General features: G+C 42.6%; 20 protein-coding genes and 1 other RNA gene. 8 read left to right on the top strand and 13 right to left on the bottom strand.

All coding sequences use genetic code 11. From position 1 onward, the window contains the following. Positions 1 to 33: 33 nt before the first annotated feature. Positions 34 to 744, top strand: coding sequence for a hypothetical protein (locus Xbud_RS12600; protein ID WP_244589946.1), 711 nt, complete (start codon positions 34 to 36; stop codon positions 742 to 744). A gap of 83 nt (positions 745 to 827) precedes the next feature. Further along, complete coding sequence (locus Xbud_RS20550; RefSeq protein WP_244589945.1) at positions 828 to 1,112, top strand: hypothetical protein; 285 nt, start codon at positions 828 to 830, stop codon at positions 1,110 to 1,112. Between the two features lie 279 nt (positions 1,113 to 1,391). Here Xbud_RS20550 and Xbud_RS12595 read toward each other — a convergent pair whose 3' ends face one another. Then, positions 1,392 to 1,850, bottom strand: a complete 459-nt coding sequence (locus Xbud_RS12595; protein ID WP_244589944.1) for a protein YgfX — start codon at positions 1,848 to 1,850, stop codon at positions 1,392 to 1,394. Beyond that, positions 1,831 to 2,097, bottom strand: a complete 267-nt coding sequence (gene sdhE / locus Xbud_RS12590) for an FAD assembly factor SdhE (RefSeq protein ID WP_099136387.1) — start codon at positions 2,095 to 2,097, stop codon at positions 1,831 to 1,833. The genes Xbud_RS12595 and sdhE overlap by 20 nt, the downstream gene beginning before the upstream one ends. A 299-nt stretch (positions 2,098 to 2,396) precedes the next feature. On the opposite strand from sdhE, the gene ygfZ reads away from it, so the two are divergent. Together ygfZ and Xbud_RS12580 are read left to right on the top strand one after the other, a co-directional pair. After that, positions 2,397 to 3,395: a tRNA-modifying protein YgfZ gene (ygfZ, locus tag Xbud_RS12585; protein ID WP_099136386.1), complete on the top strand. Its 999-nt coding sequence runs from the start codon at positions 2,397 to 2,399 to the stop codon at positions 3,393 to 3,395. A gap of 20 nt (positions 3,396 to 3,415) precedes the next feature. Then, positions 3,416 to 4,024: an HD domain-containing protein gene (locus Xbud_RS12580; protein ID WP_099136385.1), complete on the top strand. Its 609-nt coding sequence runs from the start codon at positions 3,416 to 3,418 to the stop codon at positions 4,022 to 4,024. A 70-nt stretch (positions 4,025 to 4,094) separates the two neighbouring features. Here the strand turns inward: Xbud_RS12580 and Xbud_RS12575 are convergent, their stop codons facing one another. From Xbud_RS12575 to Xbud_RS12540, 8 genes are all read right to left on the bottom strand, one after another. Continuing rightward, positions 4,095 to 4,817: a type 1 glutamine amidotransferase gene (locus tag Xbud_RS12575; RefSeq protein ID WP_099136403.1), complete on the bottom strand. Its 723-nt coding sequence runs from the start codon at positions 4,815 to 4,817 to the stop codon at positions 4,095 to 4,097. Between the two features lie 137 nt (positions 4,818 to 4,954). Further along, complete coding sequence (gene gcvP / locus Xbud_RS12570; RefSeq protein WP_099136384.1) at positions 4,955 to 7,831, bottom strand: aminomethyl-transferring glycine dehydrogenase; 2,877 nt, start codon at positions 7,829 to 7,831, stop codon at positions 4,955 to 4,957. 101 nt (positions 7,832 to 7,932) lie between these two features. Next, the gene (gcvH, locus tag Xbud_RS12565) at positions 7,933 to 8,325 is read right to left on the bottom strand and encodes a glycine cleavage system protein GcvH (RefSeq protein ID WP_099136383.1); all 393 of its coding nucleotides are present in this window, start codon (positions 8,323 to 8,325) and stop codon (positions 7,933 to 7,935) included. Positions 8,326 to 8,371: 46 nt separating this feature from the next. Continuing rightward, entirely contained in the window at positions 8,372 to 9,469 is a 1,098-nt protein-coding gene (gene gcvT / locus Xbud_RS12560) for a glycine cleavage system aminomethyltransferase GcvT (protein WP_099136382.1), read from the bottom strand. A gap of 375 nt (positions 9,470 to 9,844) precedes the next feature. After that, positions 9,845 to 11,077, bottom strand: coding sequence for an FAD-dependent 2-octaprenylphenol hydroxylase (ubiI, locus tag Xbud_RS12555; protein ID WP_099136381.1), 1,233 nt, complete (start codon positions 11,075 to 11,077; stop codon positions 9,845 to 9,847). A gap of 23 nt (positions 11,078 to 11,100) precedes the next feature. Beyond that, positions 11,101 to 12,291, bottom strand: coding sequence for a 2-octaprenyl-6-methoxyphenyl hydroxylase (gene ubiH, locus Xbud_RS12550; protein ID WP_099136380.1), 1,191 nt, complete (start codon positions 12,289 to 12,291; stop codon positions 11,101 to 11,103). Then, on the bottom strand, positions 12,291 to 13,631 hold the full coding sequence (gene pepP, locus Xbud_RS12545; RefSeq protein WP_099136379.1) for a Xaa-Pro aminopeptidase: 1,341 nt from the start codon (positions 13,629 to 13,631) through the stop codon (positions 12,291 to 12,293). The genes ubiH and pepP overlap by 1 nt, the downstream gene beginning before the upstream one ends. A 44-nt stretch (positions 13,632 to 13,675) precedes the next feature. Further along, positions 13,676 to 14,257: a YecA/YgfB family protein gene (locus Xbud_RS12540; protein ID WP_099136378.1), complete on the bottom strand. Its 582-nt coding sequence runs from the start codon at positions 14,255 to 14,257 to the stop codon at positions 13,676 to 13,678. Between the two features lie 264 nt (positions 14,258 to 14,521). Between Xbud_RS12540 and zapA the strand changes: the two genes are divergently transcribed. The 3 genes from zapA (at position 14,522) to Xbud_RS12525 (ending at position 15,840) form a co-directional block, all read left to right on the top strand. Next, positions 14,522 to 14,830, top strand: coding sequence for a cell division protein ZapA (zapA, locus tag Xbud_RS12535; RefSeq protein WP_038270060.1), 309 nt, complete (start codon positions 14,522 to 14,524; stop codon positions 14,828 to 14,830). Between the two features lie 180 nt (positions 14,831 to 15,010). Beyond that, positions 15,011 to 15,194: non-coding RNA, 6S RNA (gene ssrS / locus Xbud_RS12530), on the top strand. Between the two features lie 49 nt (positions 15,195 to 15,243). Further along, positions 15,244 to 15,840, top strand: a complete 597-nt coding sequence (locus tag Xbud_RS12525) for a 5-formyltetrahydrofolate cyclo-ligase (RefSeq protein ID WP_099136377.1) — start codon at positions 15,244 to 15,246, stop codon at positions 15,838 to 15,840. A gap of 121 nt (positions 15,841 to 15,961) precedes the next feature. On the opposite strand, the gene serA is transcribed toward Xbud_RS12525, so the two are convergent. Together serA and rpiA are read right to left on the bottom strand one after the other, a co-directional pair. Further along, complete coding sequence (serA, locus tag Xbud_RS12520) at positions 15,962 to 17,203, bottom strand: phosphoglycerate dehydrogenase (protein ID WP_099136376.1); 1,242 nt, start codon at positions 17,201 to 17,203, stop codon at positions 15,962 to 15,964. Positions 17,204 to 17,475: 272 nt separating this feature from the next. After that, the gene (rpiA, locus tag Xbud_RS12515) at positions 17,476 to 18,135 is read right to left on the bottom strand and encodes a ribose-5-phosphate isomerase RpiA (protein ID WP_099136375.1); all 660 of its coding nucleotides are present in this window, start codon (positions 18,133 to 18,135) and stop codon (positions 17,476 to 17,478) included. Between the two features lie 229 nt (positions 18,136 to 18,364). Between rpiA and Xbud_RS12510 the strand changes: the two genes are divergently transcribed. Beyond that, positions 18,365 to 19,273 carry a LysR family transcriptional regulator ArgP gene (locus Xbud_RS12510; protein WP_099136374.1) on the top strand — a complete coding sequence of 303 codons (909 nt, stop codon included), beginning with the start codon at positions 18,365 to 18,367 and terminating at the stop codon, positions 19,271 to 19,273. Here Xbud_RS12510 and Xbud_RS12505 read toward each other — a convergent pair. Next, positions 19,270 to 20,007 carry an oxidative stress defense protein gene (locus Xbud_RS12505; protein WP_099136373.1) on the bottom strand — a complete coding sequence of 246 codons (738 nt, stop codon included), beginning with the start codon at positions 20,005 to 20,007 and terminating at the stop codon, positions 19,270 to 19,272. The two genes, Xbud_RS12510 and Xbud_RS12505, sit on opposite strands and share 4 nt — an antisense overlap. Between the last annotated feature and the right edge of the window lie 23 nt (positions 20,008 to 20,030).

The raw sequence follows: 20,030 nt of genomic DNA, 5'->3' as shown, positions 1-20,030 counted from the left end.
TTTCAATAAGCACCAACATAATGGGAAAATACAATGGTTATAAAATCCGTAACAACTTCGAGTGTAATACAATTAACTCCTGATGATAGAGGTGAAGATTATCTACCCGTTGAAAAGCAAATAGCGAACGAAATAATACGTGTACTAAACTTTAGGCAAGAAGAAGATGGAAGTTATACATCAACATCTACAAAGGAATTTCGAGCTAAAAGAACAATATTAGCATATGCTTTAGCGGTAAGTGGTATTCATAATGTATCTCAACTTCCAGGTTACTATTATCATAAAGATACTGCAGAGAGAATTTTTCAAGAATATATGCCTAATCTTTCATCTGCACTATTGGGTGAGAATGGTGATCAAATTTCTAAAGATATGGCAAATGGATTTCTCCAGAACGAACTGGATTTTGAAGGTGAATATCCTGAAAATATCTGGGATGTTCCTGACCTTGAAAATAAGCCATTAAGTACTTATTCAGATGAAGATAAATTATTAGCACTCTATTTCTTTGCTTCACAAGAAATCCCACTGGAGGAAAATCAACAATCAAACGCCACAAGATTTTTTAAATTAATTGATTTTTTATTTATCTTATCTGCTGCAACATCACTAGGAAAGAGGATTTTTTCAAGAAATTTTTACAATGGACTAGAAACTAAATCATTAGAGAATTATATTGGGAGAAAAAACTTTCTCAGCCTTTCTTTCGACCACCTCAGAAATTACCTGATGGCAGGATAGGTTATCTGGCAGGCCCAACAAAAGCACCTAAATTGGGTTCAGCAGCATCGTCCACAACAGCACCGTCTAAATGGAAAGTTAGTTTGCAAAAACTTAGAGATAACAAATCCAAGAATGGATTTGCTAATATGGACGACGCTGCAAAACAAAAATATAGCTCCTTTATAAAAGAGGTGCAAAAGGGTAATGATCCAATTACAGCAGCAAAAAACATTGGTACAGCAAACGGCAGTAACTTCGAAAAACTGCAAGGTAGAGATTTATTTAGTATAAGGCTAAGCCAAGAACACAGGGTAACATTCATCAAAAATGACACTGACAAAATAATTGAGATTCAAAGTGTTGGAACTCATTATAAAAATTTGTAGCCTGATTTATAGATGGTGATAAGAGGTGAGATAAATGTGAAGGTTACAATTCTATTGTACTGGGTGTAAAAAAATGGGTGGTAAAAATAGGCAACGTGGTTGACGTGGCTAATGGAGCCTGTATTGCATTTTGTGTAAATGCCTTTTCTAGAGGTGACCGTCCAGACGGTCACCGAATTCGCTAATAAAACAGCTTATTGCCATTCGCTAGTCCAGCAGTGACATATCCATTTCTTAGCCACAACAGATTCCCCACACAAGAATAAGACAGTCAGATTCTCATGATCTTTCTGCCTTTACCTTTTCTTTCCACAATTCTGTACTACGCATAATCTGGCTAAAACTACGCCAAGCTTCAACCGACACACTATCCGATGCTACCCATAATCGAATATTAGACGGGAGGCAGAAACTTTCCGTTTGCTCAAAGGCACGTAGTGTGAGCATTATTCCATAACGGCTAAGCCACGGTGGCTGAGTCATTTTCCATCTTTCTTTTTGCCAATGCACTTTATTGCCACGAAACAGTATTAGTTTTCCCTGACACTGCATGATATTTCTCTGGCTCCTTATCCAACTCGCCACTATGGAGATAATGATCGGCAGCAGAAGCCAGACATAAAAACTATTGGCAAACCACGGTGCTAATAGAGCAGCTAGGGCTATCACTCCATGCACGCCAGAGGAAAACAGGCGGGTTCGGAGGGATACTCTCAGTTCACTGTGCCACAGGGCCACGAGCTTGGTTTCTGCTTTGAATCAATTGCACCATGTTAAAAAGCTCCTCATCTTCCGGGCGGCCATGATTCATCAGCCAATTGAAAAGATCAGGATCTGGACATTCCAGCAAACGAACAAAAATGCGTTTTTCATCATCACTCAACGAGTCATATTCATATTCAAAAAATGGCATGATAGAAATATCCAGTTCACGCATCCCGCGACGACATGCCCAGTGAATACGCGCTTTATTGTCAATATCCATGTTTAAAAAGCCTCTTGATTATTTTCATTCGTGCCATTGGGACGGCAATGCTTTATCACTGTAAAAACCTGTTACAGTAAGAGCCTGTAATTATCAATGATTCTGGGCTGTTTTTCATCATTGGCAACGATTGAACTGTTGGTATCTCTACAATATGCGAAGAGTATCGCAATAAAATGTATCGCTACAATCAGCCAATAAACCTTCAACCAGCAAATAAAAGAATAACTCCTTTGCATTGAGCTTCATCTCTTTTACCATTAACGTTATTTCTCAGATAGTTTATGGCAGGAGCTGTTATGGCTTACCAAATTCCGTTTTCTGCACAATCTCTATTATCTTCCACAATACTTCCACTGACGTTAATTTCCCTTGATGATTGGGCAATGGCTACTGTAACCGGGGCTGATACAGAAAAATATCTGCAAGGTCAGATGACAGCAGATATTAATTCCCTGGATGTAAATCAACATGTACTATGCGCCCACTGTGATGCCAAAGGAAAGATGTGGAGCAACCTGCGACTGTTTCATCGTGGAGAAGGTTTTGCCTATATTGAACGTCGTTCGGTATTGGATATACAACTGACTGAATTGAAAAAATATGCGGTATTCTCCAAAGTGGCCTTTGCCAAAGATGAAAAAAGTATCTTACTTGGTATTGCCGGAGCGGGAAGCCGGGAAGCACTGGCAACACTTTTCCCCATTTTACCTGACGCAGAAACAGCAGTTATCCAACATGAAACAACAACTATTCTTCATTTCTCTCTCCCTACAGAACGTTTTCTTTTAGTTACAGATAGCACTACTGCAACCAAATTAGCAGAAGTGTTAGTTGAAAAATTTCAGGCACAATTGAACGATAGCCAACAGTGGCTGGCGCTAGAGATTGAAGCAGGGTTCCCCGTAATTGATGGAGCAAACAGTACACAATTTATTCCACAAGCTACTAATCTTCAGGCCATCAAAGACAGTATCAGTTTCAAAAAAGGCTGCTATGCCGGTCAGGAAATGGTAGCACGTGCTAAATATCGCGGTGTTAATAAGCGGGCCATGTATTGGCTGGCAGGTAGCGCATCTTCTCTTCCTGTAGCCGGTGATGAACTGGAGTGGCAGTTAGGCGATAAATGGCGCCGGACTGGCTCAGTTCTCGCTGCGGTCAAATTGGCTGATGGCTCCGTTTGGGTGCAGATCGTTATGAGCAATGATATGGAAGCAGATAATGTATTCCGTATTCGCAACGATGAAGGGCATTATCTTTCTATTCAGACACTGCCTTATTCATTGGAAGAAAAATAATATTTGAGGTTTAGTTTTTTATGTCATCAAATGTATCTCCTGTTAATTTCGGCCCGTTTACCGATGTTATCTCCTTTATCATGGAGCTGGATAAATTAAAATATGTCCATCGTAAAACGAAAATCCTGAACAATCAGCGCAATGAAAATTCTGCGGAACATAGCTGGCACTTTGCTCTTGCAGTTATCAGTTTTGCCCCTTATGCCGGAGAGGTAAATATCAGCCGTGTTATACAGATGGCATTGATTCACGATATTGTGGAAATCGATGCCGGGGATGTTATCGCGTTTGATTTAGCCGCCCGTGAAGCTATCCACGAGCAAGAAGTGCAAGCTGCCAAGCGTATTTTCGGCTTACTGCCAGAAACGCAGAGAGATTATTTTCTGGCCCTTTGGCACGAATATGAAGACGGTGAAACACCTGAAGCGCGTTTCGCCAAAATGCTCGACAGGGTCATGCCAGTATTTATGAATCTGCATAATAATGGTCAGAGTTGGGTAGAAAATAATATTCGTTTTGAACAAGTCTTTAACCTGCTCCAGTTTATTTCTGAAAGTTACCCTGAATTTTGGAAATATTTGCTACCACAACTGGAAGCAGCAAGAGAAAAAGGTTGGTTGAAGGAATAATCCTCTATCCCCAATTAAAATCGTTCAGTTTACCGTCACGACTTAAAAACCGTCGTGACGATTATATCAATCAATTCAAATTTATATATTGGTTAGCCAATTTATCAAGAAAAACAAATAATTTATTATTCATCTCACTATAATCATGGGAGCGTAATATTTCTGGTGTTTGAACAAATGTATGCTCATCCGCTTTACTAAGGTCTTTTTCTGAATTTTGAATAAGCAATTCAACTACCTCTGTAGTCAGCTCCATATGACACTGGAAAGCATAAACCAGACTTTGGTATTCAATGATCTGTCTGGGGCAACCTTCACTAAAAGCGATAATCTTTGCATCCTGGGTCAAACCCGGCATATCGTTATGCCAATGCCCAACTTCAAGAAGTTCACCGAAATGAGTAAATTTATCATTTTTTAAACCTTCCGCAGTAAGCATAATTGGATACTTTCCTATTTCTTTCTCAGGACTATGCTCAAAAGCAGCCCCCAATGCTTCTCCAATTAACTGTGCGCCAAGACAGACACCAATAACTATCTTATCTGATGCAATCGCTTTTACAATAAGTTGCTTTTCCGCTGCTGCATCAAAATGTGCACAGTCAGTCGTTGTGGTTGCAGGGCTTTGCGGCCCTCCCATAACTATCAGGAAATCAATACCCTCAACTGAATCTGGTAATTTATCTCCAAGATAAGTCCGTGAAAATGTAGTCTGATATCCTCTTGCGTTAGCCCAATCTTCATATGCCCCAGGTGCTTCAAAATATTCATGTACTACAAAATGGATTCTTATCACTTTATCACCTTAGAAAAGGATTGAATTATTCCAGCGGATGTCTCTAGCTGATATAAAAAAGCAGTGTGAGATGACTCTCAACACTGCTTTTATTTCTAATCGATTTTATTCTAAATCAATTAGCGACACCATGATTACCGATAATCTTCAATCGGTACACAGGAACAATGCAAGTTACGATCCCCATACACATCATCAAGACGTTTCACCGTCGGCCAATATTTATTTGCTTTTGTCTCTGCTGTCGGGAAAACGGCAATTTCACGGCTATACGCATGGTCCCAGTCAGTAATCAGCTCAGCCTGAACATGTGGTGCATTCACCAGCGGGTTATCTTCCAGTGGCCAGTCACCTTCCGCCACTTTTTTGATTTCTCCGCGGATTGCCAGCATCGCATCAATAAAACGATCAATTTCGATCTTACTTTCTGATTCTGTTGGCTCAACCATCAGAGTTCCAACGACAGGGAATGACATAGTGGGTGCATGGAAGCCATAGTCAATCAAACGCTTGGCGATATCCATTTCACTAATACCAAATTCTTCTTTCAGTGGGCGAATATCCAAAATACACTCATGGGCAACATAACCATCGCGGCCGGTATAAAGGATTTCATAAGCGTCTTTCAGACGAGCTGCGATGTAGTTTGCATTCAAGATCGCAGCCTGACTAGCTTGTTTCAACCCTTTTGCCCCCATCATGCGGATGTACATCCAGCTAATCGGCAGAATAGACGCACTGCCAAATGGTGCGGCCGATACTGCACCTGATGTGGTTAATGACCCCATTTCCACCACGGTATGCCCCGGAAGGAAAGGGGCAAGGTGTTTTTTCACACCAATCGGCCCCATACCCGGACCACCACCACCATGCGGAATGCAGAAAGTTTTATGCAGGTTCAGGTGTGAAACATCAGCACCAATAAAGCCCGGAGTTGTGATCCCAACCTGAGCATTCATATTTGCACCATCAAGATAAACCTGCCCACCATTTTGATGAATAATGTCACAAATCTGGCGGATGGTTTCTTCATATACACCGTGGGTTGATGGATAGGTAACCATGATACAAGCCAATTCATCATGGTGTTTTTCCGCTTTTTCACGCAGGTCTGTCAGATCGATATTGCCTTCTTTATCACAATTCACCACAACCACTGTCATGCCTGCCATATGTGCAGATGCAGGGTTTGTGCCGTGGGCTGAGCTTGGGATCAGGCAGATATGACGGTGTTGTTCACCGCGGCTGGCATAGTAATGACGAATAGCCAGTAAACCAGAATATTCTCCTTGGGCACCAGAGTTTGGCTGCATAGATACTGCATCGTATCCTGTCAGTAATACCAGCCAATGTGAGAGCTGGCTAATCAATTGTTGATAACCCTGTGCTTGTTCTGACGGACAGAAAGGATGCAGGTCAGTAAATTCAGGCCATGTGATTGGTATGAGTTCAGCGGCCGCATTCAGTTTCATTGTGCATGATCCTAGTGGGATCATCGCCTGATTCAGTGCCAGGTCTTTACGTTCCAGACTATGCATATAGCGCATCATATCTGTTTCGCTATGATAACGGCGGAAGGTATCATGTGTCAGAATTTCATCATCGCGCAGCATTGAAGCCGGTATGGATTGGCTGTTCCCTGATACTTCACTATCAAGAACATCAACATCTAACACAGTTTCAGAACCAGTTAAAACTTGATACAAGGTTATCAAGTCTTCACGACTGTTTTTTTCACTCAATGACACGCCAACAGCACCAAGAATATCAGTACGTAAGTTGATTTGTGCTTTTTCCGCTCGTGCCAGTACTGATGCCTTATCGATGACTTCTACAGCCAATGTATCAAACCATGTTTTGTGACGCAGCGTTATGCCCGCTTTTTGTAGACCAGCAGCTAAAATGTCAGTCAATCGGTGAATGCGCCCCGCAATTCTTTTCAGACCTTCAGCACCGTGGTAAACCGCATACATACCAGCAATATTCGCTAGTAATACCTGTGAGGTACAAATATTGGAATTCGCCTTTTCACGGCGAATATGTTGTTCACGTGTTTGCATCGCCATACGCAATGCCCGGTTGCCAGCGGCATCGCGGGAAACACCTATAATACGACCCGGCATTGAGCGTTTATATTCGTCACGGCAAGCAAAGAATGCAGCATGCGGACCGCCGTATCCCATAGGGACACCAAAACGTTGTGCTGAACCAAAGACAATATCAGCGCCTTGTTTGCCCGGCGCAGTCAGCATAACCAGTGCCATAATATCAGCGGCAACGCTGACAATGATGTTTTGCTGTTTCAGTTTTGCGATAAGATCGCTGTAATCATGGATCTGACCTGTAGTACCAACTTGTTGCAGCAAAACACCAAAAACACCCTCTAGTTCCAGTACTCTTTCTGCTTTATCAACAATAACATCAAACCCAAATGTTGCCGCTCGTGTACGCACCACATCTAATACCTGTGGATGAATATCATCAGCTACGAAGAAACGCTCCGCATTTTTCAGTTTGCTAACCCGTTTTGCCATTGCCATCGCTTCGGCTGCTGCGGTGGCTTCATCCAACAGTGATGCTGAAGCAAGATCTAATCCGGTCAGATCGATGGTGACTTGCTGGAAGTTCAGCAAGGCTTCTAATCTCCCTTGAGAAACTTCAGGCTGGTAAGGCGTATATGCTGTGTACCAACCGGGATTCTCCAGTAAATTACGCAGGATAACCGACGGTAGTATTGCGGGAGCATACCCCATACCGATATAAGATTGATAACGTTTGTTCTGACCCGCTATTGCTTTCAGTTCAGCCAGTGCCTGTTGCTCTGTTGCACCTTCACCTACTGCGGGTGGCTCTGGCAATGCGATATCACAGGGAACAATTTTATTAGTGAGATCGTCAAGAGAGTTCGAGCCAACCATTGCCAGCATTTCTTTTTGCTGTTCAGCAGAGGAACCAATGTGGCGACGAATGAATTCACCTTGATTTTCAAGTTGGATTAGAGTCTGGATCATTGATAATAATTTCCTGAAACAAGCTAAAAAACGGCACATATAAAAAACGCCCCACTCACTGTGTAACGTCGGCGACGTTGATGATGTGGGGCGGTGATTACTTACTCTTCTTCTTCCAATAGTGACCGATAACTTTCTGCATCCAGCAGGTTGGTCAATTCACTTTCATCAGTAACCTTGATGCGGAATAACCAGCCTTCGTTATAAGGTTCGCTATTCACTAACTCGGGCGAACCTTCTAAAGCTGGGTTGACGGCGATAACTTCACCACTCAGTGGTGCGTAAATATCGGAAGCTGCCTTGACTGATTCAACGACTGCACAATCATCACCGCTGTTTACGACCGCTCCGATGTCAGGCAAGTCAACAAATACCATATCACCCAATAATTGCTGGGCATGTTCGGTAATACCCACGGTATATTCGCCATTTCCTTCAGAGCGAATCCATTCGTGTGATTCGGTATATTTTAACTCAGTTGGTACATGACTCATCGGTTCCATCTCCTTATTTTTATTTATTAAAATGTTGCGACCAAAATCATCCTACAAGCGATTTTCCCAGCCTGACAAAACCCGGTTTAACAACCTGAACCGGCATTTCGCGATTACGGATCTGGACAATCACCTGTTCTCCAACCCCTTGCGGCACCCTTGCAAGAGCAATACTGAATCCTAATGTGGGTGAGAATGTTCCACTGGTAATAATACCAAAACGTACTTCACCCGTTTCATCAGTGAAACTCACCGTTAACCCACTGCGCAAGACACCTTTTTCACGCATAATTAACCCAATCAATTGTTCTGTCCCAGCTTCACGCTGTTTCAACAGGGCTTCACGGCCAATAAATTGGCGCTCTTCCGGTGCCCATGCAATTGTCCATCCCATATTCGCAGCCAAAGGTGAGATGGATTCATCCATTTCCTGACCATAAAGGTTCATACCAGCTTCAAGGCGCAGTGTATCCCGTGCTCCCAGTCCTGCTGGTTTAACACCTTCTTTCAGTAACTGCTGCCAAAAATCAATAGCTTGCTCCTGAGGCAATGCAATTTCATAACCCGCTTCACCGGTATAACCGGTAGTTGCGATAAATAAGTCACCAGATTGCACACCAAAGAAAGGTTTCATACCTGCAATGGATTGTTTTTGCTCATTATTTAACAAAGACTGAACTCTGGATTGTGCGTTAGGTCCTTGAACTGCAATCAACGCCAAATCATTACGCACGGTGATCTCAACAGGGTATTTCTCCGCATGTTGTTGGATCCAGGCTAAATCTTTTTCACGTGTTGCCGAGTTAACGACCATGCGATAAAAATTATCAGTGAAAAAATAGACAATCAGGTCATCAATAACACCACCGGAAGCATTAAGCATGCCGGTATAAAGCGCCTTACCTTTTTCAGTCAGCTTAGCAATATCATTTGCCAGAAGATAACGGAGAAAATCACGGCAACCTGCGCCGTGCAAATCCATAATGGTCATATGGGAAACGTCGAACATACCTGCGTCAGTACGCACCGCATGATGCTCGTCGATTTGTGAACCGTAGTGAAGGGGCATCATCCAGCCATGAAAATCCACCATGCGTGCCCCGCATGCCAGATGTTGATCATATAGTGGGGTGTGTTTTGACATTATTTCCCTCTTTCCATTTTTAGCATGAAAACGTTCTTGATCTGAGTAACATACATACGGCGTATTAACCGGCAAATGTTGGATCATGAAGCAAAGAAGCGGTTAATAACGCAAACGATACCTTGGACTAGAAGTTATCACTGAAAATGGAAATGAACCATAAAATAAATTATCAACATAACAATGATACCTTCAAAAACCTTTCACTATCATGCGGAATTTTTTTCTATTTTATTGTGTGGGAACGCTAAAAAATGGCAGTAATATGTAAAAAATATTCTTTTTTTTATTACAAACAGACTAAAGCATGAAGCAAATCAACTGAATACACTTTAGCCTGATATAAAAAAAACTAATCCAAAATAAGAGAAATAATTAGATTTTTTCAACTGAAGAGGTTTGAGTAATCAACCAATCCGGCAGATCATGAAGACCCATCGCATGACGGAGTAATTGTGGTTTCACTCCGGGGAAACTGTTAGCCAAAGTCAGCCCTACATCACGAAATAGTTTCTTGAAAGGATTATTTCCATCAAATAGTAGACGAAATCCCTGCATACCAACCAGCATGACAGCCGCACTGTGTTTACGGCGACGCTCATAACGACCAAGATAGAGATATTGACCGATATCTTTGCTTTGCTGGTTCAATCGGTTCAATTCTCCGATCAACTCTGCTACATCCATAAACCCCAGATTGACTCCTTGCCCGGCCAATGGATGGATTGTGTGTGCTGCATCTCCCAATAAAGCTAACCGATGTGCAGCAAAATTACGAGCATAACGTCCCATTAATGGGATAGTTTGACGGTCACTGATCAACTCACACTGCCCCAATCGCATGTCAAAAGTGACACTCAATTGCCGATTAAACAACTCAGTCTCCATTGTCTTACGTTGTTGCGCCGCTTCCGCAGGCAATGACCAGACAATAGAACATAAATGAGGATCAGAAAGTGGCAGGAAAGCAAGAATACCATCCCCATGAAAAACCTGGCGTGCAACGCCCTGATGAGATTCCGCAGTACGAATAGTCGCGACCAATGCATGATGTTCGTAATCCCAGAAAGTCAGTGGAATATCTGCATGCTGACGCAGCCATGAATGAGCACCATCTGCACCAACGACTAACCGTGAAGTCAGCATTCGCTCATCGGACAGGGTAATAAAGGCTTCGTTTTCTCCCCAGGCAACATTCTTAAGAGAAACAGAGCCAAACATGGTTACATCAGATAAACTTTCAGCCTGTTGCCAGAGAGCCTGTCGGATCACATTATTTTCAATAATATGTCCAAGATGATTGAGGCCATTTTCCGCCGCATTGAACTGAATACGACCGAAGCTATCCTGATCCCAGACTTCCATTCCCTGATAAGGACTGACACGCATTGCGAGGAGCTTCTGCCAGACACCGAGATGGGTTAATAACCGCTCACTGGCTGCATTGATGGCAGAAACACGCAACGTATGTTCATCATCAGTATGAAAAGTGCTGGTTGGTGGATGCTCTTCTACAATCGCAATGCGCAGACCGCTACTATGTAAACCACAGGCCAGCGCAAGGCCAACCATACCGCCTCCTGCGATCACAACATCAAATGATTGCATGTTTTTATTCCTCTTAATCTGACTTATTCTGCCGTTAAAAGATGGGCGCCCCAACCCAATGTCTGTCGGGCCAATGGACCCTTTATCAGTGGCAACATTTCCATCGCCATCAGGCCAAGATTGCGTCCGATTCTCAACGGAAAGTAGTCATTGGCAAACAGCCTGACCAACCCATCAGTAATACCGATCGTCGCCTCACGATCTGCAAAACGTTGCTGTTGGTAACGAGTCAGAATGTTATAAGAGCCGATATCGTGCCCCTCAATCGCAGCAGCTGAAATAACCTGAGCTAATGCCATTACATCACGCATACCTAAGTTAAAGCCCTGCCCTGCAATTGGATGCAGAGTTTGGGATGAGTTACCTACTAATGCCAAACGATGGCTGATCTGCCGTTTGGATGTAGATAAAGTCAGTGGATAACTGTACCGCTGACCTGTTTCCAACATTTTCCCCAGCCGCCAGCCAAACGCTTTTTGCAGTTGATGGCGAAACTCGGCATCTTCCCACTGATTAATTTCCGCCCATTTATCCAATGGATGACACCAGACTAAAGAGCTGCGCCCTTCTGACATTGGCAACAGTGCCAATGGGCCATGTTCAGTAAAACGCTCAAATGCCCGGCCTCGGGGATGTTCAGATGTCAGAACATTGGCAATGATGGCAACCTGACCGTAATCCTGCCGCTGCCACGGGATATTACAAGCTTTTGCTACGGAAGACTGGCTTCCGTCCGCTGCTATCAACAGTTTTCCCGTAATTTTTTCGCCACTATTCAAGATAATAGAAACTGAAGTGTCCAGCCGCTCAACAGAATTCACTTTAGCCGGACAATAAAGTTTGATATTAGGTGCCTGTCTTAATAAATCAAACAGACTGTTTCCAGCATCGTGCAGCTCAATAACATGACCCAATGCCGGAATGTCATAATCGTCAGTCCGGATATTGACAAAACCACTACAACCACGGTCACTGACATGAACGTGAGTAATTGGGGTCACACAACCTTTCAGTGCAGACCAGACACCTATCTGGCTCAAACGCTGACATGTACCATAAGCTAAGGCAATCGCCCTTGCATCAAAACCCGGATGTTCCTGTGTTGGCTCTGCTGCTTCAACTAAAGAGACTTGCAACTGCCCCCGACTCAAAGAAGAAATAGCAAGCGCTAATGTTGCACCAGCCATCCCTCCTCCCACGATAATCACGCTCATTATGACTTGACTTCCTGATTACTGTAACCCTGTTTTGCCTGTGCCATCAGTGCTTCAATTTCATCAGGATCTTTAACGACATACTCAGTCAAATTCTCATTGCCTGATTCTGTAATCACAATATCGTCTTCAATGCGGATCCCAATACCACGGTATTCCGACGGCACATCAGCATCCGGTGCGATATACAGCCCCGGCTCAACAGTCAGTACCATGCCAGGTTCCAGAATGCGATCACGATCAACACCGTAATGCCCCACATCGTGGACATCCAGCCCCAGCCAATGACTTAAACCATGCATGAAAAATTGACGATAGGCATTGGTCTCGATCAAATATTCCACTTCACCATGCATAATGCCTAGTTTAACCAGCTCTTCAACCATGATGCGCACAACCTGCTCAGTCACTTCACGAATGCTAGTACCCGGTTTATAAAGTTCAAGGGAGACATTGATGGATTTCAGCACAATGTCATAAATTTCTCGTTGAGGACGGGTAAATTTGCCATTAACCGGAAACGTCCGCGTAATATCCCCCGCATACCCTTCATATTCACAACCTGCATCGATCAACACTAAATCGCCATCTTTCATACGACGGTCGTTTTCTGTGTAATGCAGGATACAAGCATTTTCTCCTGTACCAACAATGGTGTTATAAGCAGGGTAGCGCGCACCGTGATAAGTAAATTCATGGTGAATATCAGCTTCAAGCTGATATTCAAACATATCCGGGCGGCAGTTTCTCATAGCTCTGGTGTGTGCCTGAGCACTGATTTTCCCGGCTTTGCGCATGATTTCCAATTCAGCTTCTGATTTAAACAAGCGCATTTCATGCAGCCATGGACGCCAGTCTGCTATTATTGATGGGGCGCTGAGATTACGGCAACTATTCTTACGTAACTTATCCAGAGCACTGAATACGATCTTATCAGCATATTCAAATTCCCCCTGAGAGTGATAAACCACATCTAACCCATTCAGCAAGAGGTAGAGTTGTTCATCAATATCATTAAATGGCAGAGCACGATCCACCCCCAGTTTTTCTGGAGCAGCTTCCTGCCCAAGCCGACGACCAAACCAGATTTCTGCGGTGAGATCACGCACTCGATTAAACAACACACTGTGGTTGTGAGTTTCATCGCTTTTAATAAGAATAAGAACAGCTTCTGGTTCATTAAACCCGGTCAGGTAAAGAAAATCACTGTGCTGACGATAAGAATATTCACTATCTGAGTTGCGTGTCGCAGGCGGAGCCGCAAAAATAATGGCCGCACTGGCTGGTGCCATTTTTGACAATAATGCCTGACGACGGGATAAATATTCTTGTTTAGTCATACCCTCTCCTGCAATCTCGTTATTATTAATTAGTTAATTACCAATCAATGCAGCGTTGGTTTTTCATCTTTTTTCGTTGTATTGCCTGCTTTTTTGGGCGTCGCTAGTGCAATGTAACAGAGCTGCACTGCAACACGGACATATTCCAATACTTCTTCCAGTGCCTGAGATAGCTCTTCTTGATATTCGCTTTCGTCGTATCCCAGCATACCTATATTACGTAAATCAGTAATAACTTCCTGAATTTCTTTTTTTTCTGTTATTTTTGGATCTACAACCCCCAATCCCAACAGGAAATGGTTTACCCATCCTGCCAACGCGTCAGCACATGCAAAGACACCAGCTTCATCATCAGGAAGTAGTAAATTAAAATTAAAGTTACTATCATCCAATGATTCGAAAGTGACTTCATACAATTCTCTGATTGGCTGTGCGAGTGTCTGTGAAAATGCAAAGCCATCATTAGTGAGATCATGTACAAGAGTCTGCCAGCTACTGTCGTGATTTCCACCACATAATAAACCACTTATTAAGCCATGCATTTCTGCGGCTGTCAGTGCAACGGACTGTTGATGCAAAATTTCATCAAATGATTGATAATTAGGTAATGAGTTTTGTATAGACATGTATATTGATCATCGTTGGCGATATAAGTTCATGCTATGCTACCATCAAGGGGAGTCGCTATACCAGACAACATAATCAGGTTGTCTTTTGGTATTGTATGATAATGATTGGTGTCGGCCTTATTTTTATACCAAAATATGTTTTTTTACCCCCAATAAATTTCGAGTTGCAGCTATAACATAACAACTTGAAAGATGAGGGACGTATAACAGAATTAAGGTATCAACAAAGGTATCGATACAGTAATAAATCAGGAAGGTGTCATGTCTGCACAACCAGTAGATATTCAGATTTTTGGGCGGTCATTACGTGTCAATTGTCCACCGGAGCAGATAGAAGCATTACAAGCTGCGGCGGAGGAACTTGATCAGCGTTTGCATAACCTCAAAGAACGCACCAGAGTGACTAACACTGAGCAACTGGTTTTTATTGTGGCACTGAATATCTGTCACGAGTTAGCACAAGAAAAAATGAAAACCCGTGATTATTCCTATAATATGGAACAGAAAATTAAAATGCTCCAGCAGACTATTGAGCAAGCCTTATTAGAGCAAGGTAACAAAATTAGCTGACCGCCTACCTGTTAATAAACAGATCTTTGTTGATAAATCAGGCAGTAGTCACGATAGATGAATATAACCAGTTGCTTTCTCCATTTAGTTCCATACAATAGGTTGCATGATGTTGCTTAAAACCAAATGGGTAGGTTCCTGATTTAATGGTTCTCTGCTAATGGTTTAAGTAGTAAAAAATTTTCTCTGAGGTGTTCGTGTGCAGGGAAGTCCCCTGAGCCGATATTTCATATCTATAGAATGTGGTATTCCGTTCCTTGTGAGCATGCTTGGCCAGACCAAGAAGCCTAATAGGGGCGACTCCACGTTCACCTTGAACCAAGGGTTCAAGGGTTACCACCTGTAACGGCATCTTGGAGAATCCTATCTATCTGTTTTGTATCCTTTTCTGCACTACTAAATAGGTAGGTATCATGCAATCAGATTCTTTTTTCTCTCTCCGAAAAAGCATCAGACAAAAAATCCGACAACTGCGTAAAAGCCTTTCCCCTGAACAACAACTGCAATTTGCTCTACAGGCTGCCGAGCGAGTCATAGTTCATCCAAGGATCCTCCAAGCGAAAAAAATTGCCCTGTATCTCTCTTTTGATGGAGAACTAGATACACGTCCATTGATTCAACAACTTTGGCAGCAAAATAAACAGGTTTACCTACCGGTATTGCATCCTTTCAGCCGGAATCACCTATTATTCTTGCATTATCAACCTGATACTCCTCTTGTCCAAAACCACTTTAATATAGAAGAGCCGCGACTAGACGTCAGACAGGTTTTACCTATCTCTGAACTGGATATTATGTTTATCCCTCTGGTTGCTTTCGATCATACAGGGCAACGGTTAGGCATGGGAGGAGGGTTCTACGACAGAACACTAGCCAAATGGCAACAGCAAAATTTTTATCCGATTGGGCTAGTACACAATTTTCAGTTAGTTAATACGCTGCCCAGCACAAGCTGGGATATTCCGTTACCGGAAATTATCACACCAGAAAAAATATGGCATTGGTCGTAATAATTGCAGGGGATTGAGTTTAGCAGATTAGTCCAAAGGCTATTGTTTCTTCAATAGCCCTTATTTTATTTGGTTACGTGTTTTTCACCTAACTTACTTATTCACTTAAGTACAGCTCGCCTTAGTAAAGTAGACGGGAGCGGATCGTGCCAGGTAAGGCCTTCAATTGTTGCAAAACTAATTCAGCCTGGGCCGGATTTTGCGTCATGATATCGATAACCACATAACCAATATCACCTTCAGTACGCAGGTATTGTGCTTCAATATTGATTTCCTGATCGGTGAAAACCTGGTTGATGCTGGTTAAGATACCCGGACGGTTTTCATGGATGTGCAGTAATCGATTAGTATCCTTAGCATGTACTGGCAGTGAAACTTCCGGGAAATTAACCGCCGACAGTGTAGAACCGTTGTCAGAATATTTGACCAATTTTCCGGCGACTTCATAACCAATATTCTGTTGCGCTTCTTGTGTGGATCCACCGATATGTGGCGTCAGCAATACATTGTCAAATTTGATTAATGGGGAGACGAAAGGCTCGTTGTTGGTTGCTGGCTCCACGGGGAATACATCAATTGCAGCGCCGGCAATGTGCCCAATTTCTAGCGCTTCAACTAACGCAGGAATATCAATAACAGTACCGCGTGAAGCATTGATTAAAATTGAACCTGGTTTCATCCGCTCTAATTCTGCCGCACCAATCATATTTTTAGTTGAAGATGTTTCAGGAACATGCAGGCTCACGACATCACTCATATTTAACAATTCAGATAAGTGATGAACTTGTTGGGCGTTCCCCAGCGGTAGTTTATGTTCAATATCAAAGAAATAGACATTCATACCGATATTTTCAGCCAGAACACTAAGTTGTGAACCGATATGACCGTAACCGATAATGCCTAATTTTTTGCCACGTGCTTCATAACAACCCGCAGCCTGTTTGTTCCATTCTCCTTTGTGAGCTTTGGCATTAACTTCTGGAACACGACGCAATAGCAGCAGCAGCTCTCCCAATACCATTTCAGCCACTGAGCGTGTATTGGAGAATGGAGCGTTAAATACGGGAATACCGCGTTTTGCTGCGGCGTTCAGATCAACTTGATTAGTTCCAATGCAGAAACATCCAACTGCAACCAATTTTTCAGCGGCAGCAAAAATTTCTTCGGTTAACTGAGTACGGGAACGGATCCCCACAAATCTGGCATCGCGGATCGCTTCTTTCAGTTCTTCCGGTTCTAATGCGCCCTTATGATACTCAATATTGCTGTACCCTGCTGCCCGCAAATTGTCTACTGTGCTCTGATGAACACCTTCCAGCAACAGAAACTTAATTTTATCTTTTTCTAAAGATACCTTAACCATTTATCCGCCTTATTTGTACTAATTTTCGTAATGCCGATAGGTTTCACTAAAATAACAAAAAAAACGTCAACAGCAATACAATCGTTTGCCTGTAAAACAGCATAAGAAACAGTAAAAAAGTTGTTATGCAAAGTAAAAATTTTAGTTACGAGATAAATATAGAACTTTGAGTTATAATTAGACAAATATACAATATATATATCTGAATTTTATTTTTTGAATATAAATCTGAAATTTTTTTAAGGGCAGAGTATTCTGCCCCCAACTAATAATTACTCTGCAATCGTTTTTACACCATTAGCTGTACCAATCAGTACGACATTCGCACCACGATTAGCAAATAAGCCAACAGTTACTACACCAGCAATAGCATTAATTTTGTTTTCTAATTCGATTGGGTTAAGAATAGCAAGATTGTGAACATCTAAAATGACATTACCATTATCAGTGACAACGTTCTGACGGTAAACCGGAGTTCCCCCTAATTTCACCAACTCACGGGCAACATAAGCACGTGCCATCGGAATAACTTCAATCGGTAACGGGAATTTACCCAATATATCAACCTGCTTGGATTCATCAATAATACAAATGAATTTCTTTGCCACAGCAGAAATGATTTTCTCTCTGGTCAGTGCAGCTCCACCACCTTTAATCATCTGCATGTTGCCATTGATTTCATCAGCACCATCAACATAAATGTCCAAAGAATCAACTTCATTACAATCAAGCACAGGAATGCCAAGACTTTTCAATTTCTCTGTCGATGCTTCCGAGCTGGATACTGCACCTTCAATTTTGTCTTTCATTGTACCCAACGCATCAATAAAATGGGATGCTGTTGAACCTGTACCAACCCCAACAATTGTTCCTGGTCTGACATACTCCAGTGCTGCCCAACCTACCGCTTTTTTCAGTTCGTCCTGTGTCATATCAATTACTGCCTATAATCAATTACAAGAAAAATCCAGCCGCCAGTATAAACAATATTTTATCTTATCCTGTGAAAAAATATGGCATAGTGCTCCCTAGACCCAAAAATCTTTTGAGCACACAATATATTTTTGAGTCAACAACAATTTCTGAACACACAATTTTGAACACGCAATCTAGTGCCCTGATAATCAAAGAGAAGAGTAAAAATGGAGAGCCTGATTTTCAATGAAACGCCCTGATTACCGATCCCTACAAGCGTTGGATGCCGTGATCCGTGAACGCGGTTTCGAACGTGCAGCACAAAAGCTTTGTATCACTCAATCCGCAGTATCCCAACGTATCAAGCAATTAGAAAACTTATTCGGTCAACCGTTATTGGTTCGTACCGTTCCCCCCCGCCCGACAGAGCAAGGGCAAAAACTGCTTGCGTTATTACATCAGGTAGAGTTGCTCGAAGCACAATGGCTCGGTGATGAAAATGGAAATGAGACTCCTCTGTTGCTCTCTCTTGCCGTCAATGCGGATAGTCTGGCAACCTGGCTCTTACCGGCCCTTCATCCCGTGCTCTCTGATTTGCCTATCCGGCTCAATATTCAGGTGGAAGACGAAACACGTACACAAGAAAGCTTGAGGCGCGGGGAAGTTGTTGGTGCAATCAGTATTCAATCACAACCCCTACCAAGCTGTCTGGTGGATAAATTAGGTGCTCTTGATTATCTGTTCGTCGCTTCTCCTAAATTCGCTGAACGTTTTTTCACCAATGGGGTAACTCGCTCAGCTTTACTGAAAGCGCCTGCTGTTGCATTCGACCATTTGGATGATATGCATCAGGCCTTTTTACAGCAATATTTTGATTTATCACCGGGCAGTGTGCCTTGCCATATCGTTAACTCGTCCGAAGCTTTCGTTCAATTGGCAAGACAAGGATCGACATGTTGTATGATCCCCCATTTACAAATCGACAAAGAATTGAAGGCAGGTGAATTGGTTGATTTAACACCCGGTCTGTGTCAACGCCGTATGCTTTACTGGCATCGCTTTGCCCCGGAAAGCAGCGCTATGAGAAAAGTGACTGACGCCCTGTTAAAACTAGGACGCCAGACGTTACGTCAGGAAGATAATGAAGCTAATTAACGCTGTAATTCAAAAACTGCATCAACATGATCAGAAAACTCTATGCTCTGCGGTTCATAAGTTTCATCGGCTGAATTTTCCGCAGAAGCCGCAGACATTAGAGCTGATTTGAATTGCAGCCGACTCATTGGAAAAGGCACTGCTTCAGGTGGACGATAAGTGATGCTATATACGGAACCTAATTTACTGTTAAAACCTTTTGCCAATTCGGTTGCCTGTTGAATCGCATTCGCAATTGCTTTCTGTCTGGCTTCATCACGATAGCGCTGAGGATCGGCTACGCTGAACTGTACAGAATTAATTTCATTTAATCCCGCTCTCAAGGCTCCATCCAAAAGTGTATTCAGTTGATCCAACTTACGAACTTTAACTTCAACTGCGCGGGAAGCGTTATATCCCGTAAGAGTTGATTTGCCTGTTTTCTGATCATACTGATATTCTGGCTGAGTACGTATATTAGCAGCATTAATATCTTTCTTTTCGATACCATTTGCTTTCAAAAAATCAAAATATTTCGCAACACGCTCATCAACTTTTTTCTTTGTATCTGCCGCACTTTTCTGACTCACTTTCACATGGATCAACAAAGTCGCCATATCTGGAGCCGCTTTGATTGTCGAATTTCCAGAAGTTGATATATGCGGAGTGGATGGTAATTCCGCAGCCGAAGCCGTCATACATGACAAACTACCTACAGCTAACATAACAGCAAATATCAGTGAGTTACGTTTCACTAAAACCTCCTTTCGGATATACC

Source organism: Xenorhabdus budapestensis (assembly GCF_002632465.1).
GTDB classification, from domain to species: Bacteria; Pseudomonadota; Gammaproteobacteria; order Enterobacterales; family Enterobacteriaceae; genus Xenorhabdus; species Xenorhabdus budapestensis.
Note: the sequence above shows the minus strand (reverse complement) of the source record. Positions and strands in the feature narration are given on the sequence as shown.